This window comes from Burkholderia reimsis, from assembly GCF_003294055.1.
Lineage (GTDB): Bacteria > Pseudomonadota > Gammaproteobacteria > Burkholderiales > Burkholderiaceae > Burkholderia > Burkholderia cepacia.
In genome coordinates, this window is record NZ_QMFZ01000001.1 from 199,392 (window position 1) to 223,648 (window position 24,257).

At 66.2% G+C, this 24,257-nt stretch carries 8 protein-coding genes; all 8 read right to left on the reverse strand.

Annotation, left to right across the window (positions count from 1 at the left end; genetic code table 11):
• Positions 1 to 299: 299 nt before the first annotated feature.
• A complete protein-coding gene (locus DPV79_RS00955; RefSeq protein WP_133295597.1) occupies positions 300 to 10,883 on the reverse strand; it encodes a LysM peptidoglycan-binding domain-containing protein in 10,584 nt (3,527 codons plus the stop codon).
• A gap of 60 nt (positions 10,884 to 10,943) precedes the next feature.
• Positions 10,944 to 12,380, reverse strand: coding sequence for a hypothetical protein (locus DPV79_RS00960; protein ID WP_113044524.1), 1,437 nt, complete (start codon positions 12,378 to 12,380; stop codon positions 10,944 to 10,946).
• Positions 12,377 to 15,979, reverse strand: a complete 3,603-nt coding sequence (locus DPV79_RS00965) for a hypothetical protein (protein WP_113044525.1) — start codon at positions 15,977 to 15,979, stop codon at positions 12,377 to 12,379. The genes DPV79_RS00960 and DPV79_RS00965 overlap by 4 nt, the downstream gene beginning before the upstream one ends.
• 719 nt (positions 15,980 to 16,698) lie before the next feature.
• A complete protein-coding gene (locus DPV79_RS00970) occupies positions 16,699 to 17,046 on the reverse strand; it encodes a hypothetical protein (RefSeq protein WP_124923075.1) in 348 nt (115 codons plus the stop codon).
• Positions 17,047 to 17,507: 461 nt separating this feature from the next.
• Positions 17,508 to 18,974: an efflux transporter outer membrane subunit gene (locus DPV79_RS00975; RefSeq protein WP_113044527.1), complete on the reverse strand. Its 1,467-nt coding sequence runs from the start codon at positions 18,972 to 18,974 to the stop codon at positions 17,508 to 17,510.
• Positions 18,967 to 20,172 carry an efflux RND transporter periplasmic adaptor subunit gene (locus tag DPV79_RS00980; RefSeq protein WP_113044528.1) on the reverse strand — a complete coding sequence of 402 codons (1,206 nt, stop codon included), beginning with the start codon at positions 20,170 to 20,172 and terminating at the stop codon, positions 18,967 to 18,969. The genes DPV79_RS00975 and DPV79_RS00980 overlap by 8 nt, the downstream gene beginning before the upstream one ends.
• Positions 20,162 to 23,416, reverse strand: a complete 3,255-nt coding sequence (locus DPV79_RS00985; protein WP_113044529.1) for an efflux RND transporter permease subunit — start codon at positions 23,414 to 23,416, stop codon at positions 20,162 to 20,164. Before DPV79_RS00985 ends, DPV79_RS00980 begins: the two co-directional genes overlap by 11 nt.
• Positions 23,417 to 23,573: 157 nt before the next feature.
• Positions 23,574 to 24,248 carry a response regulator transcription factor gene (locus DPV79_RS00990; protein ID WP_021160466.1) on the reverse strand — a complete coding sequence of 225 codons (675 nt, stop codon included), beginning with the start codon at positions 24,246 to 24,248 and terminating at the stop codon, positions 23,574 to 23,576.
• Positions 24,249 to 24,257: the final 9 nt, after the last annotated feature.

A 24,257-nucleotide genomic window follows, 5' to 3' on the forward strand; every position in this document is an offset into this window, starting at 1 on the left:
CGAGCGGGACGCTTGCGCGAAACGACTCGAGCCTTCTTCGAGCAGCTGCCCGCGGGGTATCGAAGCGCTCGCGTTTCAGGTGCTGCCACGGCGCGCGTTTCGACTCGCGGCGGCATGGTTCGGTGACGATCGAGCGCGTCGACGGTCGCATGGGTACGCGGCGAAGACGGTCAGCCCGTCTCGCGCGGGTACCGGCAGGCCGGCCAATCAAATCGGCCGAAACGAAGGGGCGGACAGGCAGCCTCGCTGTCCACCTGGCAGATTGCCCCCCTCGGTTCCGGCGCCGGAGCAACGAACGTTCAGGCAAGGTCGTCAATATCGACATACACGTCGTCCATCCTGACGATCGGAAGGCTCACTCCCGGCGCGGTGCCGTGCAGCGTCACGGCGAGGTTGATCGTTGCACCGATGCCCTTCAACGCGCTGCGATGGTCGGTGAGCCATGCGCTGACGGCATTGGCGAGCGCCGCGACGTTCGACGCCGACGGTTCGCCGGATGGCATCAGCGCAACAGGTAGCGTGATGCGAGGGCCATCGACCGCCGCGCTGATCGGGTACCGGGCACTTGCGCTGACCTGAGCGATCACCCATGTTGCGTCGTCCGTCGCGAGCAATTGCGTGAAGAACGCGTCGAGATATGCCGATAGCGGCGCCGGCGGCGCGACCGGCGGCGTGAGCGACGCGAGGTCGTAGCGCGTGCCGGGTGCCGGCACGAGCGGAACGGCGGGGGTCGCGAAAGCAACGGGCGGCGTCGAGAACACGAAGTCGTCGCTGACCGTCTTGCCGGGAACGAGATCGAGATTGCGCCGGAATTCGATCGACGTGTCGCCCGTCTGGTAACGAATCGCATCGAGCGCCGGGAAGGCCACCGTCATGGGCAGTCCGAGCGCGGCGTCATAACCGAGATACTCCTTCGTCGCTGAATCGTAGTAGCGATAGGTCGCAGGGAATGCCGGGGGCGGATCGGCGGGCAGCGGGGTATACGACGTGGACAGGAACTCGATGAGCGGGACGAGGCTTGCGTCACCGCTCACATGATCGACGATGACTCGCGCGGAGCCATCGCTTTTGTCCTTTTCCAGCTCGACCGAGAAGCTGAGCGTGACGGGCGGCGGGCCCGAGGGCGCGGCGTAGGGCACGGCGCGCGCGGAGAGCGTGCGGTTCGCCCAATCGGAGTAAGCGGCATTCAGGCTCCCGATCAGCGTCTTCCATGCGGCGAGCGCGGCGGCTGCGTTGAGGAAGGCGGGGCTGGTGGTGCCGATATCCGGCGTGATCTGTGGCAGGTACGTATTGAAGTCCGCAAAGATCGCGGGTGCGCAGGAAAGCAGTCCGGCCAGCGCGACGAACAGGGCATTGGACGGCGCATTCGCGCTGTTCGATTGCGCGGCGCGCGTGTTGAAGGCGACCGTCCCCAGCAGCGAATCCTGCGCGACCCCGCTTGGCACGTAGGTGAACGCATAGTCCCAGTGTGCGAGGTCGTGCGGGGCAGGGGCCGTCGGCAGCTTGCTCGCGTCCGCCGTTTGCGCCTGCGCCGTCGGCGGGGTGGGCAGCGCAAGCAAGGCGACCGGAATTTCCAGGTTGTTGCCGGCATTGATCGGATACGGGATCGGGCCCGTGACGAACCCGATCCAGCTGCTCTGGCGGTACCCGTCGATGCCGGCCACGGCGGTGATGTCGTTTTGCAGATGCGTGATCTGGTACGTGAGCGGAATGGACACGTTGGTCTGCAACGTGGGATTCGAGCACGTGAACAGGAAGGCGAGAGCCGACTCGGCGGTTCCGTCTTCCTCGGCCTTGCCGCCTTTGCTGGCATTGAGCGGCAGGAGCGCCTGCGAAAACGTATAGTTGGGCGCCTTCGCGTTCGGTGCCGAAGGGGCGGGATTCACGGGGAGCCCATAGAGGGACGGCGGACTCGCGGTGCCCGGCCGAGGCGGCTCGTGGGTGGTGGCGTTCGTCACGGGCAGCACGACTGTCGCGGTGACGGCGTAGGCGTTGCCGAGCTGCTGAAGCAGGGACTGTTTCAACGTCTCCCTGGCGGCCGCCAGCGTAGCCGGCGACGCATCCGGCTGGGCGAGGATCGACCGGATGGTGCCGGCGATCGTCGTGGCGAGCGCGGACTTGTCCTGGAGTATGTCGAAGAGGTAGCCCGCGGATGCCGGATCGTTGCCTTGCAGCTTGTCGAGCATGAAGGTCTGAACGACATACGTGGGCGACAGGAAGTTGTCGACGAGTCCCAGTGCCTGCCCGAACCAGCCGTTCAGGTCGACGTTCGTAAAGCGCGTGATGGGGCCGCTTCCAAACTCCAGCGGCTTTCCGGTCGTGTAGACGGGCAGGACGACGCTGCCCGAATAGAGGCTGTTGGCGAGCGGCTTCGGTGCGAAGAACGAGGCCGCTGTACCCAGCGTGAACGCGATCCCTTTCGACGAGTCGTTCAGGTTGAAGCGAACCGACCATACCGTGTAGGTCTGGTTCGAGAGCGCCTCGTCGGGGTCCGCCGGTCCGGTGCCCGCGCGCAGTTGCCAGTCGTGCGTGACGAACGCGGTTTCGAAGTCGCGGGCGAAGGTGAGCAGCGCGTCCACGGACGCATCGGACGCCGCGTCGTCTGCTTCGCCGGCAGGCGCCGGCACGGAGAGCACGTAATCGAGGTGGGGCGAGATCTCCGTTTCGATCGATGCGCCCCCCGTCGTATCGAGCAGGCTCGGGTCGACGAGATCCGTCCGGCGGCGCTGAACCAGCCAGAGCTGGAGACGGGTGACGTTCTGATCGACAACGCTCGCGAGATCGACGTCGAGCGTGAGCGTGACGGAGAGGTTCGCCGGCGGTGCGACAGGCTGGCTTGCGGCGGCGGCATTGACGGTCTGCGCGCAACGGTTGACGAAGTCGATCAATTGCGCGGAGGCGGTCGTGTCGAGTGGCTGTGCCGCTGCGCCCGTCAGGCTGTTGCGGATCGCGAGGGTGACGGCGGCGCCGGTGAGACCCGGGATACCGAGGCGGGAATAGTCCTGATTGAGCTGGAAGTAGACGTTGTTGAAGAGCGTCGCATCGGTCACCGCCGCTTGCGCCGGCTGGCCCGCCGAAGGCTGGTAGGCCGCGGTGTTGAGCTGGAGCGTGATCTGCAGCTGCGGCGCGCCTGCGGCGCCCGCGTAGCGGTAGGACGCGCTGACATTCGGCCACTGGCTCAGCGCGATGAGCCGATCCGTGTAGAGGATCGGTATCGGGGCGTTGTTCAGCGGGCCGGCGTAATCCGTCGGCGGATCGTTGAAAGGCGTGGCGGTCTGGTTGCCGAATACGTCGAGCCAGCGCAGGTTGAGCTGCGCAAACGTTCCGACGCCCAGATACGGATTGGCGCTCGCCGGCGGAAGATGCGCCGGCGGATTGGCGGGTGCGGCGTTCGCGAGCGCGTTGGCGCCGAACGTGAGCGCCTGTTCATAGCCGAGGATGCCGCTGGCCGCCTCAGCCTGCAGCATGGCCCGGCGCGCATCGGGGTCGCGGATGGCGGCAACGCGCGACGCATGCCGCAACGACGCTTGCAGCGTGCGATCGGCGTGCCGTGCGGAAAGCTGCCGTCGGGTCTGCGGCGCACTACTGTTGTTCGTCGGCCCGAAGGGCAGGCCGGCGACGCTGTTCGAAAAGAACGGATTCGCGTAGTAACCGGCGTCGAGCAGCGAGTAGAGCGAGAACAGGTACTGCTGCCCATAGTCGGCGCTGGCCGGATCGGTGGGCGTCGGGAGATTCGCCCGCGCGAGCTGCAGGCCGATGTTGCCGACGCCGATCGACTGCGACACCGAGAAGCTTTGCGAATCGACGTTCAGCGGTTGCGTGCCTGCAATCAGCCCCGCTGCGTGCTGCGCCATGCTGCCGACCTGCTCCGCGTCAAGGCCGAAGTAATCGGCGATGCCGGAGAAGGTATCGCCCTGTTGCACGACGTAATCGATCGTGGGAATGAACAGCAGCGTGTAGAGCGTGGGCGCCGTGACGCGAGGGTTATAGCCTTGCAGGGCCGCGGCGGTGATGACCGTGGCCGGCGTGGCGTGATGCGAGTAGTAGCGCGCGACCGTGCCCCAGACGTCGCCGCTTGCAACATCGGCAGGGGTGACTTCGTGCACGGCGGCGCTCAACGCGAAGGTGCTGCCTTGGGTCAGCGGCGCCAGCAGGTTGTCGCGGGCGACCGTGCCGGGCGTCATCGAATAACGCGTCGCGAAGCTCGCGAGCGTATCGGTGCTGCGCATGCCGGCCGTTTGCGGATTCGACTGCGAGACCATGACGAAGGTGCTGCGGGCCGGATCGATGTTGCCGGTCGTCACGACGGCATTGCAGCAGTCGGTCATCCGGGCGCTCGAGGGCAGGCTCGCGTCGCGCGCATAGGTGACGAGAATCGTGAGCGTCGCATAGCCGCTTGCGTCGAAGATGCCGGACGGCAGGGCGGTGCCCTTCGCCAACCCGTTCCAGTAGAAGCTGTAGCCGCCGGACTGCACGGTGCTCAACTCCCAGAGCAACTGGATGAATTCGCTGAAGTCGTTGGCGAAGTTGTTGACGAGCGATGGCTGGGCGTCGTCGGCGGAAGCGAGGCCCGCGGTGGCACGGCGAACCTGGGGCGGCGGATTGCCCTGCGTCGACAGATTGGTGCGCGTCACGAACGTGTAGACATCGCTCGTCAGGTGGCCGACCAGGCCGGCCTGTGCGCCGGACGGGTCCCCGTAGCCGACGATCAGGCCGCTGACGGCCGACGGCCCGGCTGCCTTGAGCAGGAGCAGGATGCGCTCCAGCAACTGCGCGTCGCCGGGGTTGGGGCCGAGCAGCTCATAGGCATTCGGGGCGAGTTGCGTGACCGGGGGCGTGTTGCCGGGGCCGGCCGGCAGCAGCGTGTTCGTCCTGGCCGTCTGGGTCTGTGCGCCGGCCGATTGCTGCAGTTGACGGATCTTGAAGTCGATGCGCGTGGCCAGCGTGAAATCGTCCACGGGCGCGGGGATCGCGATATGCGTGGTCGGGTCCGTGGTGAGCGTCATCGGCGCCAGCACGGGCAGATAGGGAAGCGCAGCGCTCAGGTCCGCATCCGCCGTCAACGCGCCTTGCTGAATCTCGACGGCGCTCAACAGCGAGGACGGAAGCGCCCACACGATGGGTTTCACCTGCGCCGTAGGACTCGGCGTGAACCCCGGCGCCGATGCGATCCGCAGCATCTCGGCCGTGCCCGAGGTGGCCCACGGCAGATACGCGGACGCCGCGAACTGCTGGGGCACGAGCCGAAGCGGCGATTCGGCGGCGACGGTCAGCGGCGGGTCCACGTCCTGGCCGCTCGGGTTGTAGCCGTGGGCGATGGCCCAGTCGAGCACGGTCTGCAGATGCGCCGCTGCCGGCGTGAGGTCCATCTTTCCCGAGTCGTTGCCGGCGCTTCCGTTGATTTGCAGCCAGTCGAGCGTCTTGTCCTTCGCCAGCGAGACCGGAACCTCGGTAAACGAAGTCACCGGGAATTGCTGGCCGGTCAGCTGATAGAGGCCGTAGTCGGGCTGCTGCGCGGGATACAGGAAGCCCGACGGCAACGTGAGCCCCGACGTGCTGGGCAGGCGCAGCCCTTGCAGCATGAAGCGCGAGACCATGCCGGCCGTGTTGCCGATGGTTTCACCCGCAGCGACTGCCTGAGCCAGCTGCTCGCCCGTGAGGTCGTCCAGGTTGGACAAATGGACGAGCGTCGCCCGGCTCGCATCGAACGCGAAGAGGCCGGTGACGGTCAGGTTTTGCGCCACGCCGACGAAAGCCTCCGTCGTGAGGCCGAACGCGTTGAAGATCAATTCGAGCGTGTCGAGCGGGCTCTTTGCCGTGGTGTAGGCGATCGACGGAATCGCAAGCGTCGCGCCCGGCAGCAGGAGCGTGTTCATCGCCCACAGATTCTTGTCGGCAGCGAGCGTGGCCAACGGGATCCCGAGCGCGTCGGCGACCGATGCGAAGCTGCTGCCGGGTTCGGTCGTCGTCGATGCCGCTCCGACCGTGATCGTGACGCCCGGCTGCAGCAGCGCCGTCGCACGCGCGTTGGCGTCGAGCACGATCAACGCATCGGGAGCCGTCGCGTAGGCCGCCGTCGAGTTCGACGGCGCGCTGTAACGGGCGGCGATCGCGTTGAGCGTGTCGCCGCTTTGCACCGTGTACCCCAGGCCCGCAAGCTGGAGAACGTTGCCGGCGGCGAGCGCCAGCGCGCTGTTGGCGTTGACGAGATCGGCGGGCGTGAAGTCGGGATTGTGCTTGCCGTCGATGTGGGCAAAATCGACGATCGACTGGATCGAATCGTTTTGCCGCAGGACGTACGGGTAGGACGCGTAGGCGTCGATCGCGGCTTGCAGCAGCTGGCGCGCGATCAACGCGAAGGAATCCTCGAAGACGACCTGCGTGAGCGACTCCGGCGTCGAGCTCGGGGTCGCCGGCGGGCAGTCGGAAGGCGGCGGCGACGCCGGAGGGTTCGCCGGATTGACGAGCGTCGCGGCGAGCTTGTTGAACGCCGCGATCACGGCGCTGCGATAGTCCGGCGTGACCTGGGCCCAGTCGCCGAGCGCGATCGAGACGGTCTTGCCCTCGGCCGTGGGAGACGGCACGGTGAGTTCGAGCCCCGGGAGCGCGGGGAAGATCACGGCACCGGCCGTGAAACGGTCCTGCAATGATGTGTCGAGCAGCGCAGGGTCGGTGACGACGTCAACCGTAAAGGTCGCCTTCAGGAAATCGACGATGCTCGCCATGGGAATGGCAGGCTGCGTGGTGGGGCACGCGAGCGAATTGAGCGTGACCTTCAGATCCTCGATGGTCACGGGCGTCGTGTCGAACGCATCGGCGGCGACGCCCGGATGGGAGGTGATCACCCACGGCAGCAGTGCGCTGCAGAGGCTCGCGAACGACGAGCCGGACGCGTTACCTTTGCCGTCCGCCGAAGGCGCGTCCATCGAGAACAGCGTGACGAACGCGCCTTGCTGGCCCGCGAGCGTGAGATTGGCGACATCCGGCGCGAGCACGGTGAATTGCGGTGCCATCAGGATCGTCAGGGTCGCGGGAGCCGCGTCGGCCACGCCGGCCGCGTTGGCCCTCGCATGGGCCGCGAACGAAGGATGGGCGGCAAACGTCAACGGAACGAAGCCGCGCCGCGCTTCCATGCGGCGCATCCGTCCGACTTTCGCGCGGTAACGGTCGCTTGCCGGGAGCGCACGGCCGCGCGGCGCCTCGAGCGCCCGTGCCGCGCCCGGCGGCGTAAGCCAGGGCGCCGGGGCGCCGCTCGGGTTCCGGATCGTGAAGTCCTCCGAGATCGTCGTGGCGAACGAGAAGCTGATCGAGAACGAGAAGAGGCCGAGATTGATGCGCACCGAAACCGATACCGAGACGGACGCGGAGACCGAAAGCGGGATGTCGTGGTAGGCCTCGTAGACGACCTGTGCGGCGATGGTGATGGTGAGCGAGACGCTAGCCGAAATGATGGCGAAGTTGACGGTGCCGTAGAGCTTGCCGCAGATGCCGAACTGGCCTTCGAGCCAGAAGTAGTTGGTGGCCTGGACGCTGGTGTCGCTGTCGGGCTTGTTCGGCAACTGATAAGGATGGTAGGGCGCGATGACGCCCTGAATGATCCCGAAGAACGTGATCGAGAAGCCCGCCGAGAGGATGCCCTTGTCGATCGAGTAGCCGATGCCGGCCTGCAGGCCGAGGCCGAACTCGATCACCGGATCGAAAGTGCCATAGATCGTTTTCGGCAGGTTGGTCGCCGTTGCGTTACTCAGTTGACCGTAGTAGAAGCCGCCGCCGCCCATGACCGGTATGCCGGGCGGCACGACCATCTGGATCACGAACGACTGCGAGAAATCCATGTTGTACGGGAAGCCGACGTCGAAGAGGAAATCTCCGTTGGTGTACACCTCCACGCCGATCGACGGCAGCGTGATGTTGACCGCGCCGAAGTTCCACTGCCGCAGCGCGGTGGGCAGCGTGAACTCGATCTGATAGACGCCGATGCTGTCGGTGACCTTCTTGTACATGATGTCGAACGACAGGTCGGCGAGCGGGCCGGCTTTGCTGCCTGCGAACGCGAGGCGCAGGCCGTAGAGATTGGGGTCGTTGAAGACCACCATGACGTCGATGGTGTAGGTGTAGCCCTTGCCGCCCGGGTTCTTTACGCCGAGCAGGAGCATATGGGCGGCAATCAGCCAGTTGCTCTGCGCGTTGTAATACGGCTGGTTCGCCGCGCCGCTGCCGGGATTGACGGGATTGCCGCCGCCGGCAAGCGTGCTCGGGATGAGCTTGAGCGAATCGATGACCTGCTTCGTCGTGTCGAGGTTGGCGTCGTTGATCGACACCCGCTGGCCGAGGGCCAGCAGCTGCAGGTCGAAGAGCTCGTTGCCCTGGCCGGGCACACCGGGCATCCGGGTGACGTCCTGGCCCTGCGCCGGCTTCGACCCGTCGTTGTCGGGGCTGGCGAAGAGGTTTTTCCATTGGTCGCTGCTGCTCGCGAGCGGTGACGAGCCGCGGATCGAAAAGAGGATCCTGTTCGTCTTCGGATCGCGATTGAAGTCGAAGCCCTCGATGTTGAGAAAGCCGGTGGTGATCGGGCTCGGCAGCGTGTAGGAGGCGGTGATCTGGTTTTTCGCGTCGGCGGCGAGATAGAACGTAACGGACAGGCCGTCCAGCGAAATCGCGTTGAGGAAGGTCCAGGGGCCCGACAGCGTGAAATAGGCATCGCCGGTCAGCGCCACGAGTTCCGTCACCAGCGTGCCGAGGCTCCAGCCGTTGAACGACAGCCTGATCGTCTGATGCGTGCTGTCGTAGGCGCCCGTCACGCCCGCCCATTGGACGGTCAGCGTCGTTCCGCCCTGGCTGCCCGGCTGGTTGAACGCGTAGCCGATCGTGAGCGACGGGATCGACGCGAGGCTGATGGTGCCGAGTACGGAGCCGGAGAACCGGTTGGTCGCTTGGCTGCCGTCGTAGGCGAGCGCGAGGCTCGCCTTGCACGCGATCGGCAACCCGGGCAGCGCGTCGGTGCGCCAGTCCAGGGAGCCCGAGATCGAGTACGAAGACGCGCCGCTGCCGGTGGGAATGACGGCGTCGACCGCGAACGTATCGACGACGAGATGGCTTGGCAGGAAATCGGGGAGGAAGCTGCCGAGATCGCTGTCCAGCACGTCGAAGAGGTCGACGAGCAGTTCGCCGAGATTGAGCGGCGACGCGAGCGAGCTGCTGAGCAGCCATTGCGGGTGCTCGGCTGCGCCGTCGTACTCGATTGCGACGTTCAGCCCCACGGGGCCGACGATCAGCCCACCTTTCATCGACGCGCTGTAGGTCGTCTTCGCGCCCGCCTTGCGCGGCGTTTGCGCGCTGATCGCCAGCACCATGTCCTGCACGCGCAGCAGCGGATTGCCGTTGTAGGTGATGACGTCGAATTCGAGGGTGACGGCGAACGAGAAGGAATACGCCCCGGCGCCGGTATCGATGGAGAGCAGGACGTCGCTGAACGTCACGTCGATGCCCGAGGGCATGCCGACGAGGCCGCCGGTGATCGCCGGCAGCAGGTCCGCCAGGCTGACCTGGCCGTTGAAGGCGGCGGTGATCGCGTAGTTCTGGTCGATCGTCACGACGAACTGTCCGCCATCCTTGCCGTCGTCGTCCTTGAACACGGTCGGCATCAGGGTGAACGTGCTCGTGAACAGCAGCGATTGCTGCCTGGATTGGGTGGCCGGATTGAGAACGTACCAGTCCAGCTCGAGCGAGGTGAGGGTGACGCTGAACTTGCCGGTGGGGTCGTCGATCAGGATCAGGCTGAAGTCGTCCACCGTCCCGACGGAGACGCCCGTCGACGTGATCGATGGCATGGCTGCGCCCGAGGACCACACGGCCGTGACGTTGACGCCGTAGAGGGCGATGCTCGTGAAGAAGCGCTGGATCGGCGCCGGCACCGCGTCGATGAATGGCGTCCCGAGGCCGGCGATGGCTGCGATGTTCGCGGGTGTCAGGGCGTTCGGCAGCGCCTTCGACGGCGTGATGAACAGCGAGTAGTTGCCGCCGCCGGCGGCGTTGTCCGCGAAGATCACGACCGAGCAGTCCACCACGAGCGGCGGCGTGGAGGCCGTGGTCACGGTGGCGGCGAATACGTAGGCGATGTCCTGCGCGGCGTCCACGTCGTCGTCGGGGTCCGCGTCCGCCGGAACGGGGCCGATCGAAAACTCGAAGCGCGGCGCGACGGCGCTGAAGCCGAGCAACGAGAAGCTCGTCGGCGGCAGCCATGCCTTCAGATCCATGACCGGATAGGCGCCCGAGGCGGCGACGGCCGACGCGTCGAACGGACCGCTGATGACGAGCGGCGAAGGCAGCGTCAGCGCCGGGCTCGTGAAGCCCAGGATCGATTGCGCATAGTCGTTGAGCTGCGCCGTGCCCGCGAAGTTCATGCCGGCGGCGAGCGCGATTGCGTTGCTCGACGGCGTGGGCCAGTTCACGCTGCCCGCTGCGGAGGAAAACAGCATGCAGGGCTGCGTGATGGCGAGCGTCGAAAACGGCTTGCCTACCATCTGGAAAGCGCTGCTGGCGAAGGTCCAGCCCCCGCGCAAGCTCGTGACGATTTGCACCAGCAGGATCGAGGTGTCCGCCGGCAGCGTGAACACGAGCGCGACGGAGGTATTGGCGGCCGTCGCGCCGAAGAGTCCGTTCGTCAGCGTTGCGCCCGTGACGCTGAACGTGTCGCCGGTCACCGCGCCGACCGTGCCTTGCCCGACCGGCAGGCCCGTGGCATTGCCCAGGCAGAACGCGCTCTTGAGCAGCGCATCGAAGCCCGCAGGCGGCGTCACGCCCGCCGAGGAAAGAAAGGCGGCGTTGAGGGTGACGGGCCACGAGGCGTTGGCGAAGGCGGTCTGCAGCGACTGAAGAGACACGATTGAACTCCCGGGTAGTTAGGGCTGCATGACGTTCGAAACAGGCGCGCCGCGCTTCGTCTAGAAGCTGAAAAAGAGGGGAAGGTGATCGCTGGTCCCGCGCACCGTGGGGTAGTTGTCCAGATTGCGAATGAACCCGTTCCGGATGCCCAGGATGTTGGCGGTGGTGGCCCGGACGGCGACGTCGGGCGGTATGTTCGTCGGTGGCGCAGGCGGCGGCGGGGTATACACCAGGTTCCAGACGGTTTCGAGCTGCGTCGTGAATGCCTGGTGCCCGACATTGGCTGCGCCGGGGTTGCCGCCCACGGCACGATAGACCGAACCGACGACACCGTTGATGATCGTCATCTGCGGCGGGTTCACGACGGCCGCCGCCGCGCCGGTCTTGTACAGGATGTTGTCGAGCGAATCGGACGGCGACACGATGTTGCCTGCGCGGTCGTACGAAACCGAGGTGTAGTCGAAACCGGGATAGTTGCTGTTCCTGACCGACGTGCTCCAGAAGCTCGCTCCCGGACGGATGACGTTGCCGTATTCCCGATCCTTCGTCGATTTGATCGGCAGGATATGCGTCGCGAAGTAGGCCCGGTACTGGGCCACCATGCCCGGCACCGGGGCGGGACCGATCGGGTTGGGGAGCAACCCGACGGTGAACGGATCGGCAACCGGCGGTGCGCAGAGCCTGCCGTAGCAGTTCGTGTAGGCGCCGGCCGGCGTCAGCAGGTTGAGGTTGAAGTCTCCCAGGACGAGGCGTATCTCGTCGGCGGCAGCGGCGCCGGTGATGGCGGGAATCGTGGCCAGGTTGTTCAGAAAGGTCGCGGCCGCGGCCGGCGATGGCGGCGAGTGCACGATGAAGAGATTGACGTTCCGATTGTTGGCGATATCCCAGAACGTCGCCTGCATCGGCGCTCTCAGCGTGCCGAAGTTGACGTTGCCTCCAGGTGGTGCCGCCAGGGCAAACTCGACGCGCGCCGCGCATCGGTTCTGGGTTGCGCCGCCGCCGTGATTCCACGCGCCGGCAGGAATCGCGGTGGCGGCCATGGTCCGCCAATTCAACGGATAGTCGGCACTGGTTGCGAAGGTCGTCGCGTTCGGCGATGGTCCGTTGCCGCCGGCCCAGAAATTGGGACCGGTGAAAACCAGCTGGTCACGACGAAAGAAGATGCCGACGCTCTCGTGGTTGCCCGTCTTGATGGGGGGCACCAGATCGTACGGTCCGATGTTCCGCAGGCTTTGCAGCAATACCAGCAGTCCGGAGCCGCCGCCGCTGAAATCGTGGACGAGTTCTCCGCGCGCGGCGAGCTGGGGCGCCTCGACCTCCACGACGACGAAGATCTGCGGTTGCAGGTCTTCGACATGGTCGGCGATGTAGTTGAACCGGAGCGCCGAGTGGGTGTCGAGCTTCCGGCGCTTGCCGTATTGGTTACGCTTTTTCCCCTGGTCCTGAATCTTGTTGATCGCGAAGTCCTGGATATTCCAGTAGAGAATCGTGCTCATTGCGCCGTCTCCAGGGAGGTCGCCAGCCGGGCGTTCGCGGATGCGCTGTTCTCGACGTAGGCCGCGTACCAGCCCAGGCTTCCGGTGCCGTTGGGATCGCCGAAGAGAAACATGTCGATGCTCGCGCTCGAGGGCAGCCTGGCAAGGCCCAGAAAGCTGACGGCGATATCGCCGAGACACAGCGTGAACGTGTAGGTGGGCGGCTTCACGCCGTTGTCGATCGGCGCATACGAGAGCGAGAGGCTGCCGACGGTCAGCTTGACCACGCCCTGCAGGCTGAATGCGCTGGCGCCGGGGGAAGCCCCCGGAAGCTGCAGGCCCGCAAAGGCCGCGTAGCTTGTCGCGCTGCGGGCTGATTGCGGGCTCCACGCGAACAGCAGTTGAGAGGTGAACCCCGCGGCCGAGGCGAGCGCGCCCGGGCCGCCCATGTTGACCAGAAAGGAAATGCCGTACCAGTCCTGGGACACCGGCAATTGCGGCGGCGCGCCCGTTGTGAAGCGCACCGGCAGGTAGCCCTTGGCGGCGGGCGTCGTGCCGGCGGTGGCCGCCACGAAGCGCTGCGGTTGCAGCGCAAGGCCCGCCGCCGTGCTTCCGGCCCGAAGCAGACTGCCTGCCTGATCGAAGACCATGTCCGTTTCGACGATCCGGTACGTCGTCATGTTGGGACTCTCGACCGGCGAAGACATGTCGATGTGGAGGTTGGAGAACGTGAGGCCGCCGGTGGCCTGCGCGGCATCCGTGCCCACCGGCATGCCATAGGACATGACGTCGAAGGTGTTGCCCTTGCCGTCGTTGAGCACGGCGAAGTCGAGGCTGCCCCAGATCAGGATGCGGCTCAGGATGTTGGGCGGCGTCGCACCGTCGTTGCTGGTGAGCGTGTTGTAGATCATCTTGTCGATCACGAGCGCATCGAGGACGTTGCTGTCCGGCACCATCACCGTCGTGGCGTCGCTTTCGAACAGGTAGGTGCCGGTGTCGCCCTGGCTCTGGTAGTACCCGGTCAGCACGACACCGTTGGCCGCGAGCCGCGTGGCGCCCGCGTACGAGGCCGTCACGGTGGAACCGAGGGCCTTGTTGATCGTGACCTGCACGTGGCTCCGGAAATCGATGACGGTGCTGTTGTAGAACAGGCTCTGCAGCTGCAGGACGGTGAAGTCGTAGTCGCCGCTGGCGGGCAGCGGCAGCGGCTGGGTGGGCGAGCCGCCGGCGGCGAGGTTCTGCACGTAGGCAGGCAGTTGATAGTCGACGAGCCCGAAGAAGCTGCTTTGTCCGGGGATGGAGAAGTTCTGGCCGTCAAAGTGAACGGGGCTTGCCGTCACGCCGAAGTGGTGGGCGCGAAACTGACTGAAATCGATGCCCGCGGCAAGGCCGGCGAGTTGCGGCGGCAGATCCTCGGGCGTCATGTCGGCGGCGAGCACGAGTACGCCTTGCCACTGCGGGTTGGTCACGATGGCCTTGAAGTTCGCGTAGAGCGTGTTGCCCGCGTCTGCCTTGGCGATCGCGTTGGCGAAGTAGTCCTGCAACGCTTGCGACAGCACGGCCACGCCGGAGCTGACATCCGGGTTGGAGAAGTCGGCCGGGTCGACCCATGTGCTCGGCGTGGCCGCAAGGTCCACGAGCGTGCCGACGCAGAACTTCAGGATGAGCACGTTGCTGACGTTCGACGAGCTGGCGGTTCCGCCGACATTGGCCTGCATGGTCCAGCCGGCGACGTCCACCGTGTTGGCGAACCTGCCATCGGCGGAGGTGCCCACGTACTGGTCGTTGACGATGACGGCGAACAACTGGTTGGTCTGGAACAGGCCCTGAAGCTCCGGGCTCATGTCCAGAAACGCCATCTGGATGGGCGTCTGGGCCGGATCCGGCTGCGACTGGGCCAGAATCACCGCCGCATAGTCGGTCTGGCCGCCTGCCGTCTCGATTTGCGCGAGCAAGCCTTGCGGGGTCGTGCCGTTGGGGATGACCGCCGGCGGGGCGGCTGTCGCCGCGAGCGCCGCGCGGGCCGCCTTGGCAGAAGCGATCAGGGGGCGCGCGGACGCGAGAATCGCATTGCGCCGGGTTGCCGAGAGCACTTTGGCGTCGTAGCTGCTCCATTGGTCCGGCGGGATTCCCTCGGTGTCGGATACCGGCACGCCGGCCCAGGGCGCCAGCGGGAAACTGACGGGCCCGAGCGTCGTGGTGGGATGCAAGGCGCCGACCACGGTGCTGCCGTTGCCGTAGGGGCCGGCCTGGCCAAAGAGCGGATTGCCCTCTGGCTGAGCGCTGTAGGTCGGCGCCGCCTGCGCCCCGGCGATGACTTCGGCCCAGCTCGTGAGGTACGCCGTTGCGCCGGGGGCGGGCTGTGGAAGGGGCGGCGTCGCTACCCCCGAGGACGGATTGGACAGGTCGGCGGCCGGCAACGGAAAGACCGGCGTGTAGGCGGGCGAACAGGCGACAAACCGCAGCAGATCCGCTGCCGCCGTACCGTCGGCGGACGTCATGTTCAAGGTTTCGGTGCCCGCAAGCCCGCACAGCACCGAAATCCCGGTCGTGCTCCCCGCGACGCCGAGCCGATAGTTGCCGACAGGCGCGACGTAAGGCGTGGTGCTGACCGGCAGGCCGGTCGCCGGATCGATGGCCTTCGGGGTGACGGGCTGGAAGACGAAGCCCGCGTCGTACGCGGCTGGCCCTGAAGGCACGCTGCCGCTCGCAACCGGAAGCAGGTGCACCGGTTGATTGGTCGCGGTGCGGTAGCAACTCGGCAACGATATCTCGGCACCCGGCGCGGGCAGCGTCACGATCGTGCGATAGATGCCTGCGGCCGGTTGCGATTGCGACAAGGGGCCGGCGCAGATCGGATCGAGCGGGTCGAACGACGCCAGGTAGGGCATCGTTTGGGCCGCGCTCGAATCCAGCAGGGGAAACGGCTGCACGGTATCGGGCGCTCCCGGATTCCCGTGGGCGAACTGCATGCCGATGAGCAGATTGCCGGCCCCGGGCGTGATGGTCATCTTGCCGGCCAGGACGAGGCAACCCGCGCAGTTCCCCGAGAACGGCAGGTAGGCCTCGTTTTCGGCGTTTTCGGTTGACGCAACGGTGAAGCTGAGCGTGGCGGGACAGTTGATGGCGATAAAAGGACTGAGCCCCCGGAAGTGGAGGCTGTCTTGCTGCGTGTCGAGAAAGATCCCGCTGGGTATCGAGAGGAAGAGATTCGTTCCGACGTTCGCGTTGAAGTCGGACTGAAGCGTCAACCCCGCGATCTGCCGCGAAAAGGAGAACGCGAAATACTTCGCGTTGCTGTCGCTGAAGGAGGGCGCCCCGAAGGTCAGCGGAGCGGCACTGGGGAGCCAGACGCAATACCGTCCCGGCACGCCGGAAGGCACGAGCCAGTTCTGAACGGCCGATACGAAGTCGTTGGCGGCTTCCGTGCTGGTGAACGACGGGGCTGCCGGTGCGAATACAAACGAGCCGCTAAAGCCGGTCAGCGCGGCTTGAAGCGGGATCGGCGCGTTCGGATTGTCGTCCTGCGGGGAGAGCAGGTACGCGCACCAGCCGACGGACGCGCCGGACGGGACTTGATAGAGGCCCGACTTGGCCACTTGCTCGAACGCTACGCTCATCTTTGCTCCCCAGAGGCCAGATCGCGATATCGGCTGCGAAGTTCGTAGGCGGTGCCGTTGCTGACGAGAAGGTGCAGGACAGGAACACTTGTCCGTTCGCCAGCCCGGAAGGCGGCGTGAGCACGAACTGCGCGCCACTGTTGATCTTGTCCGAACCCACGATCAGGTCGGCCGGCACAACGGCAACCGGAGAAGGCGGTAACAAGAAAGCGGTGAAGATCTGCTGCCCCGCGTCGATGAAGGCGACCTCGGCGCCATGACGACTGCCGTTCCGGATTCGTGTTCGGGCCAGGACGGAACTCGTAAGGTTGTAATCCATCTGCGCGAGTACGGCTGTATCAGGTACGTTCCATGACACCACACTGCCTTGAAATTGAAACGATGGATTCTTCTGCGTGTGTATGGAGAAGAAACCATCGATATGGGACGGATCGGGCGAAGCAGCAATGACGAGACCGATCGAGCCTTCCGCCTTGATACTGTCGAAAGCGACTGAAAAGTGATGCAGCGGCTTTGAATACGTGAGGACAAAATGATCGACGCTTTCGCCGCCCAGGCTCAGCGAAATATCTGCCTGCACTTGCGGGGTATTGCTGGTCGAATAAAAAAAGGTAAGCGATGAGATTTCACGCTGGCCGGACACGGTTTGTGCCGCGGCCAGCGTGTGAGCGGTGATGAGAGTCGCAATCGTGAGAAAACGACGAATCATCACCGAATGATTATTTATCCGTCAGCGTCCAGCTGTACAACAGGTTTTGCAACTGGATTCCCTTGTTGTCGCCGTTATCGTAGGTGAGATTGGCGAAGATGTTTCCGGATTGCAAGGAGGTGGGTACGGTCAGCGTAAACGAGCTGCCGGCGTAAATCACGACTTGGGCGCTGCCGCTGCCGATCTTGATTTCGGGCGTGACGCCGACGTTTGAGGCTTGAACCAGTACCTGGGTCCACATGACCGTGCCAGCGTTGATGATGCTGATGGTGGCCACGTTATTCGTCGATGCGCCCTGCGATGTGACTACGGTTTGAATTTGTACGGCAGGCGTGAGGTTATAGCTAAGAGTGGGCACGGGTTCCTCCATTAATGGTTAAAACCGCTCATTGACTATGGAGGTCGGTCACTAAAGTGTCAAGCCATTTTCCATTTCGATGGTTTTGCTTTTTGCAATTAACAATGGTTTTGTTTTGGATTTGGAAAGACGGATTTATATTTCATTTTCGTGAATAAGCCTTTCTGTATCGTAATTAAATGTTTGCTGATCGGAACGGCCAATCCGATGATCGGGCGCGGCGCGGCTCGGTGGCGCGATGCGAAGTCGTATTCCGCATCTTCTGGAGGGGCGGCCCGGGTTCGTGAATATGTGAAGCTTCTGATATTCACGAATCCCGGCCGCCTTTCATCCATGTGTTTGCCTTTCATTTGCCCGGCCTTGCCATGGGTCCGCGGACGATATGCCCCGCGTAAAAAAAGCACCCGTCGCGATGACGGGTGCATCCAAACGCGACACGCTCCCCACGTGCCGCAACGGGCTCAGGTCGTCGAACGCGCCGGCGTCGCGCCCGGCGCTTTCGCGCCGGACGCTGCGTCGTCGGCCGACCACCCTCCGCCCAGTGCCGCGATCAACCCGACCGCCGCCAACTGCCGGCGCGTATCCAGTTCCAGCATCGCCACCTTCGTCTCGAGCTCGGTGGTCTGTGCGGTCACCACGTCGAGATAGCTGACGACGCCGTCCCGATAGCGCGACATCGACAACTGCAACGTGCGTTCGGCCGCGTCGAGCGCTTCCTGTTGGCGATCGGCTTCGTCGCCGAGATGGTGCGTGAGCGCGAGGTTGTCTTCCACCTGCTGGCACGCGTCGAGTACCACTGCGCGGTATTTCGCGCCGTTCTCGGCCAGCTGCGCGTGCGCCTGGGCCGTGAGCGCCTGGCGGCGGCCGCCGTCGAACAGCGTGAGCGCGAGGCTGGGCCCGATCGACCAGATCTCGTTCGGCGCGCTGAGCCAATGGCCGAGCCCCGAACTCTCGTACCCGCCGATCAGCCCGAGCGTGATGTCGGGGAAGAACGCCGCGCGCACCACGCCGATCCGCGCGTTGGCGGCCGCCATGCGGCGTTCGGCGGCCGCGACGTCGGGCCGCCGTTGCAGCAGCGTGGCGGGAATGCCGGCCGGGATCGCAGGCAGATACGCGACGCTCAGGTCCGGCGCGAGCGAGAACGACGAGGCCGGCACGCCGGTGAGCGTCGCGATCGCGTGCTCGAACAGCGCGCGCCGTGCCCGCACGTCCTCGGCCGACGCGCGGGCCGAGTCGAGCTGCGTCTGCGCGCGCGAGACGTCGAGATCGGATGCGATGCCGCCCGCGTGCCGGCTCATCGTGAGTTTCAGCGCACGCCGGTACGTGTCGATCGTGTCGGACAGCAACTGCTGCTGCTGGTCGAGCCCGCGCAGGGTGAAGTACGCGTTCGCGAGGCTGGCCTGCAGGCTCAGCTGCACCGATGCGAGATCGTCGGCGCTGGCCTGCGCGTTCGCGCGCCCGGCCGCGACCTCGTTGCGCACCTTGCCCCACAGGTCGAGGTCGTAGTCGAAGCCGGCCTCGAGCGTGTTCGAGCCGTACACGTTCGGCTGGTTCGCGCCGCGCAGCGGGCGCGTGGCCGATTGCCGGTTGCTCGAGACCTGCGCGCCGAGGCCGATGGTGGGGAACAGCCCCGCGCGCGCCTGATCGAACAGCGCGCCGGCTTCGTCATGGCGGGCCACCGCGGCGGCCACGTCGGGGTTGGCGGTTGCCACCCGCGCTTCGAGCTGGTCGAGCACCGGATCGCGGAACGCCTTCCACCAGCCGTCGCGGGCGATGCGGTCGGCCGGCTGTGCCTGCTGCCAGCCGCCCGCTTCCTTGAAACGGGCAGGCAGCGCGGTGGTCGGCGCGTGATAGACGGGCGCGAACGAGCAGGCGGAGAGGAACGCGATGCCGGCGAGCATCGCGCAGAGCCGACGCGGGTTAGCCATTCGCACGCTCCGTGTCGCGCACGGCCGCCGCGACGGTGCCGGCCGGCGTCGCGAGCCGGACGCGGTCGCCCGCGGACAGCGAGTCGGGCGGGTTGTCGATCACGCGATCGTCGGGCGCGAGGCCGGTCGCGATCTGCACGTGCGTGCCGAGGTCGGTGGCGATCGTGACGGGCTTGAGCACCGCACGATCGTCCTTGCCGACCACGGCGACCTGCAGGCCGGCCTGGCGGAAGATCAGCGAGCTGGCCGGAATCGTCAACGCGCGGCTGCTGCCGGCCGGCAGCGCGAAATGCACCTCGGTGTATTCGCCCGGAATCAGCTGGCCGTCGCGGTTGTCGACCATCAGCTGCACGAGCAGCGTGCCGGTCGAATCGGCGATCGAATCGTCGGTGTCGGCGAGCGTCGCATGGAAGGTCTCGCCCGGATGCTCGGGCACGGTCAGCGTCGCGCTCATGCCGGGGCGGATCGCGGCGGCCTCGTTCTGCGGCACGCTCACGTAGACGCGCATCCGGTGCACGTCGGACACGGCGAACAGTTCGGGGCCGGTGCCGCCGCCGGCCGAGATCAGCTGGCCGATGTCGGTCTTGCGCGCGGTGACGACGCCGTCGAACGGCGCGACGATGCGCTTGAATGCCTCCAGCGCGTCGAGACGCCGCACGTTGGCCTCGTTGGCCGCGACGATCGCCTGCTTGGCGGCGAGGTCGCTGGTCTTCTCGTCGGTTTCCTGCTGCGACACGGAATCCTGCGCGAGCATCCTGGTCCAGCGCGCGGCCGTCGACGCGGCCAGCTTCTCGTTGGCGAGCGAGCTTTGCAGGTCGGCGCGCGCCTGCTGCAGCTGCTGGTCGAGTTCGGGCGTGTCGATCAGGCCGAGCAGCTGGCCCGACTTCACGTGCGCGCCGATATCGGTGTACCAAGCATGCAGGTAGCCCGACACCTGCGCATGGATCGGCGCGCTTTCGAACGCGGACAGGTGGCCGGGCAGCACGAGCGCGGCGCCGTCGCCGCCGGTCGTCGGCGTGTAGGCGACCACGGTCGGCACCGCCTGTTCGGCGGACCATCGGGTCAGTTCCTGTTTCGCGTGCGCGCGGCCTGCGATGCCGGCCGTCACGATGCCGGCCGCGACCAGCGCGGCGATCGTGGCGACGAGCTTGAGGTTGGGCAGCCGTTTCGGCGACTTGATTTCGATCTCAGTGGACATGGGAAGCTCCGGACGCGGAAGGGGAGGAAGCGCGGGGTGCGTCGTGCTTCAGCGCATCGCGCCGATGCACGAGGCTGAACACGACGGGAACGAAGAACAGTGTCGCGATCGTCGCGCACGCGAGACCGCCGATCACGGCGCGGCCGAGCGGCGCGTTCTGCTCGCCGCCGTCGCCGAGGCCGAGCGCCATCGGCGCCATGCCGATGATCATCGCGAGCGCGGTCATCAGCACGGGCCGAAAGCGCGTGAAGCCGGCTTCGAGCGCCGAGGCGAGCGCGTTGCCGGTTTCGGCGAGGCGCTCGCGCGCGAAGCTGACGACGAGGATCGCGTTCGCGGTGGCCACGCCCATGCACAGGATCGCGCCGGTGAGCGCGGGCACCGACATCGGCGTGTGCGTGGTGAACAGCATCCAGACGATGCCGGCCAGCGCCGCCGGCAGCGCGGAAACGATCACGAACGCATCGGCCCACGAGTGGAAGTTCACGACGATCAGCAGGTAGATCAGCACGATGGCGCCCGCCAGCCCGAGCAGCAGGCCGGTGAACGCGCTGTTCATGGTCTGCACCTGGCCGCGCAGCGTGACGGTCGAGCCCTTGGGCAGGTCCTTCGCGGTGGCCTTGACGACGCTGCCGATGTCCGCGGCGACGGCGCCGAGGTCGCGGCCTTGGGTGGTCGCGTAGATGTCGAACAGCGGTTCGATGTTGTAGTGCGACACCACCGCGTTGCCGACGCCGCGCGTGATCGTCGCGAGACCGCCGAGCAGCTGCGACTGGCCGTTCGCGCCGGTGACGGGCAGGTTCTGCAGCGCCGACAGCGTGGTCATCCGGTACTGCGGCGTCTGCGCGACGATCGGATAGGACACGCCGTTACGCGGGTTGAGCCAGTAGGTCGGGTCGACCTGGCTGGTGCCCGCGAGCGTCGCGACCACCGAGTTCGTCACGTCCTGCTCGGTGATGCCGAGCTGGTCGGCACGCGTCCGGTCGACCGCCACCGTGAACTGCGGATAGGTGCTGGCCTGCTGGATGCGCGGGTCGGCCACGCCGGCGATCAGGCGCAGCTTGCGATACAGCTCCCGCGCATAAGCGAGGTTGGCCTGCTGGTTGGGGCCGGCCACCTGCAGGTCGACCGGGGCCGGTGCGCCGAAGTTGAGGATCTGGCTGACGATGTCCGCCGGCAGGAACGAGAACGTCGTGCCCGGATAGGCGCGCGGCAGGCGTTCGCGCAGCTCGCGCACGTAGTCGGCGGTCGGCGCGTGGTCGTGCGACAGCGAGATCAGGATGTCGCCGTCCTGCGGCCCGAGCGTGCCGCTGTTGTTGTAGGTCAGGTTGATCCCGCTGTTCGGCAGGCCGATGTTGTCGATCACTTCGCGCAACTGCGCGGGCGGGATCACGCCGCGAATCGTGTTTTCGATACGGTCGAACTCGGCGGCGGTTTCCTCGACCCGCGTGCCGACCGGCGCACGCACGTGCAGCGAGATCTCGCCCGAGTCGATCGTCGGGAAGAAGTTGCGGCCGAGCCACGGGACGAGCAGGAACGATGCGGCCACCACGCACAGGAACGCGACGACGAACGGCTTGCGGCGCGTGAGCGCGAGGCCCAGCAGGATGCGGTACGACGCGCGCACGGACTCGAAGCGGCGTTCGAATGCACGCTGGAAGCGCACCAGCGGATTGCGCGACGGCGGCACGTCGTGCGCGCCCGCATGGCCCGCATGCGAATCCATGATCGCCGCGAGCTCGCCCGACGCATGGCCGGCCGACGCGTGCGGCTTGAGCAGGTATTGCGCGAGCATCGGCACGAAGGTGCGCGACAGCACGAACGACGACATCATCGAGAAGATCACGGCCTTCGCCATCGGCACGAACAGGAAGCGCGAGATGCCGTCGAGCATCAGCATCGGCACGAACACGATGCAGATGCACAGCAGCGAGACGAGCGCCGGCATCACGATCTGTTTCGCACCGTCGACGATCGCGGTGCGCGTGTCCTTGCCCTGTTCGAGGTGCCAATTCACGTTCTCGATCGTCACCGTCGCATCGTCGACCAGAATCCCGACCGCGAGCGCGAGGCCGCCGAGCGTCATCACGTTGAGCGTTTCGCCGGTGGCCGCGAGCAGCGCGATCGCCGAGAGCACGGCCAGCGGGATCGACGCGGCGATGATCAGCGTCGAGCGCCACGAGCCGAGGAACAGCAGGATCATCAGCGAGGTCAGCGCGGCGGCGATGATGCCTTCCCGCGCCACGCCGCTGACGGCGCCGTTCACGAAGGTCGACTGGTCGCCCATCGTGACGAGCTTCAGGCCCGGCGGCAGCGTCTGTTCGACCAGCGGCAGCTTCGCCTTCACGCCCGCGATGATGTCGAGCGTCGATGCCGAGCCGTTCTTCAGGATGCTCATCAGCACGGCGCGATGGCCGTCCACGCGCACGATGTTGCCCTGCGGCGGGTAGCCGTCGCGCACATGCGCGACGTCACGGATATAAATCGTCGTGCCGTCGACCGACTTGATCGGCAGGTCGTTCAACGCGTCGAGCGAGAGCGGGCTGTTGTTGAGCTTGATGTTGTATTCGAAGCGGCCGATCTTCTGCGTGCCGGCCGGGATGATCTGGTTCTGCTGCGCGAGCGCGTGCGCGACGTCCTGCGCCGACAGCCCTTTCGACTGCAGCGCCTGCGGGTCGAGGTCGATCTGCACTTCACGCGACTTGCCGCCGTACGGCGTCGGAATCGCGACACCGGGCACCGACAGCAGCTGCGGTCGAATGAAGTTGACCGCGTAATCCGCCAGCTTCTGTTCGTCGAGCGTGTTGCTGGTCAGCGCGATCTGCAGCACGGGGACGGTCGACGCGTTGTAGTTGAGGATCTGCGGCGGCGTGGTGCCGGGCGGCATCTGTTTGAGCACGGTCTGCGAGATCGACGTGACCTGCGCGGTCGCCGTGCGGATATCGACGGTCGGCTGGAAGAAGATCTTCACGATGCCGTAGCCGCGGAACGATTGTGATTCGATATGCTGAACATCGTTGACCGTCGTGCCGAGCGTGCGCTCGTAGTACGTGATCACGCGTCCGGACATGTCGTCCGGCTGCAGGCCGGCGTAGTTCCAGACGACGCTGATCACCGGAATGCGGATATCCGGGAAGATGTCGATGGGCGTGCGGAGTGCCGCAAGCGGACCCGCGATCAGGATCAGCAGCGCCAGCACGACGAACGTGTAGGGCCGGGTGAGCGCGAGCCGGACAATTTTCAGCATGGGGTGCTGCTCCGTTCAAAAGCGTCGTGAAGAAGAGCCGGATGCGCGCGGCTTCGGGAAAACACCGATACGCAGCCGATGACCGCATTCTGCGGAGCGGCCCCTAACAGCCGGTCGCTAAAAAAATGAAACAAGTTTTAGGTGGCGGCGGCCGGATTCAGCCGAGCATGTAGCCCGCGCCGCGGATCGTGCGGATCAACGGTGCCGCATCCGGCCGGTTCACCTTCTTGCGCAGGCGGCCGACGTGGACGTCGATCAGGTTGGTGCCCGGATCGAAACGGCAGCCCCACACCGCCTCGAAGATCATCGTGCGCGTGAGCACGCGCCCGGCGTGGCGCATCATGAATTCGAGCACGCGCAATTCGGTCGGCAGCAGCGCGAGTTCGCTCGCGCCGAGCGTGACGCGGCGCCGCACCAGGTCGAATGCGAGCTCGCCCGTGCGCAGCACCGTCTCGACCGGCGCGCCGCGCGGCCGGCGGCGGATCAGCACGTCGATGCGCGCGCACATCTCGTCGAGCGAGAACGGCTTGACGAGATAGTCGTCGCCGCCCGCGCGCAGCCCCTGGATGCGCTGGTCGACGTCGGACATCGCGCTCATCACGAGCACCGGCGTGTCGAGGCCGACGCCACGCATCGTCGCGAGAATCGTGAGCCCGTCGAGATCCGGCAGCATGCGGTCGAGCGTCACGACGTCGTAGTCCGCGCTCATCGCCCTGGCCATGCCGTCGCGGCCGGTGCGCGCGACGTCCACCTGGTGGCCGGCGGCGCGCAGCGCCTGGGTGATGTGATCCGCGATCAGCGGATCGTCTTCGATCGTCAGGATGTGGGGCATGGACGGAGC

What these genes read in the sequence shown, in the direction of transcription:
- DPV79_RS00960 (WP_113044524.1), bottom strand. Translation starts at nt 12,380, where the DNA reads ATGAGCACGATTCTCTACTGGAATATCCAGGACTTCGCGATCAACAAG.
- DPV79_RS00965 (WP_113044525.1), bottom strand. Translation starts at nt 15,979, where the DNA reads ATGAGCGTAGCGTTCGAGCAAGTGGCCAAGTCGGGCCTCTATCAAGTC.
- DPV79_RS00975 (WP_113044527.1), bottom strand. Translation starts at nt 18,974, where the DNA reads ATGGCTAACCCGCGTCGGCTCTGCGCGATGCTCGCCGGCATCGCGTTC.
- DPV79_RS00980 (WP_113044528.1), bottom strand. Translation starts at nt 20,172, where the DNA reads ATGTCCACTGAGATCGAAATCAAGTCGCCGAAACGGCTGCCCAACCTC.
- DPV79_RS00985 (WP_113044529.1), bottom strand. Translation starts at nt 23,416, where the DNA reads ATGCTGAAAATTGTCCGGCTCGCGCTCACCCGGCCCTACACGTTCGTC.
- DPV79_RS00990 (WP_021160466.1), bottom strand. Translation starts at nt 24,248, where the DNA reads ATGCCCCACATCCTGACGATCGAAGACGATCCGCTGATCGCGGATCAC.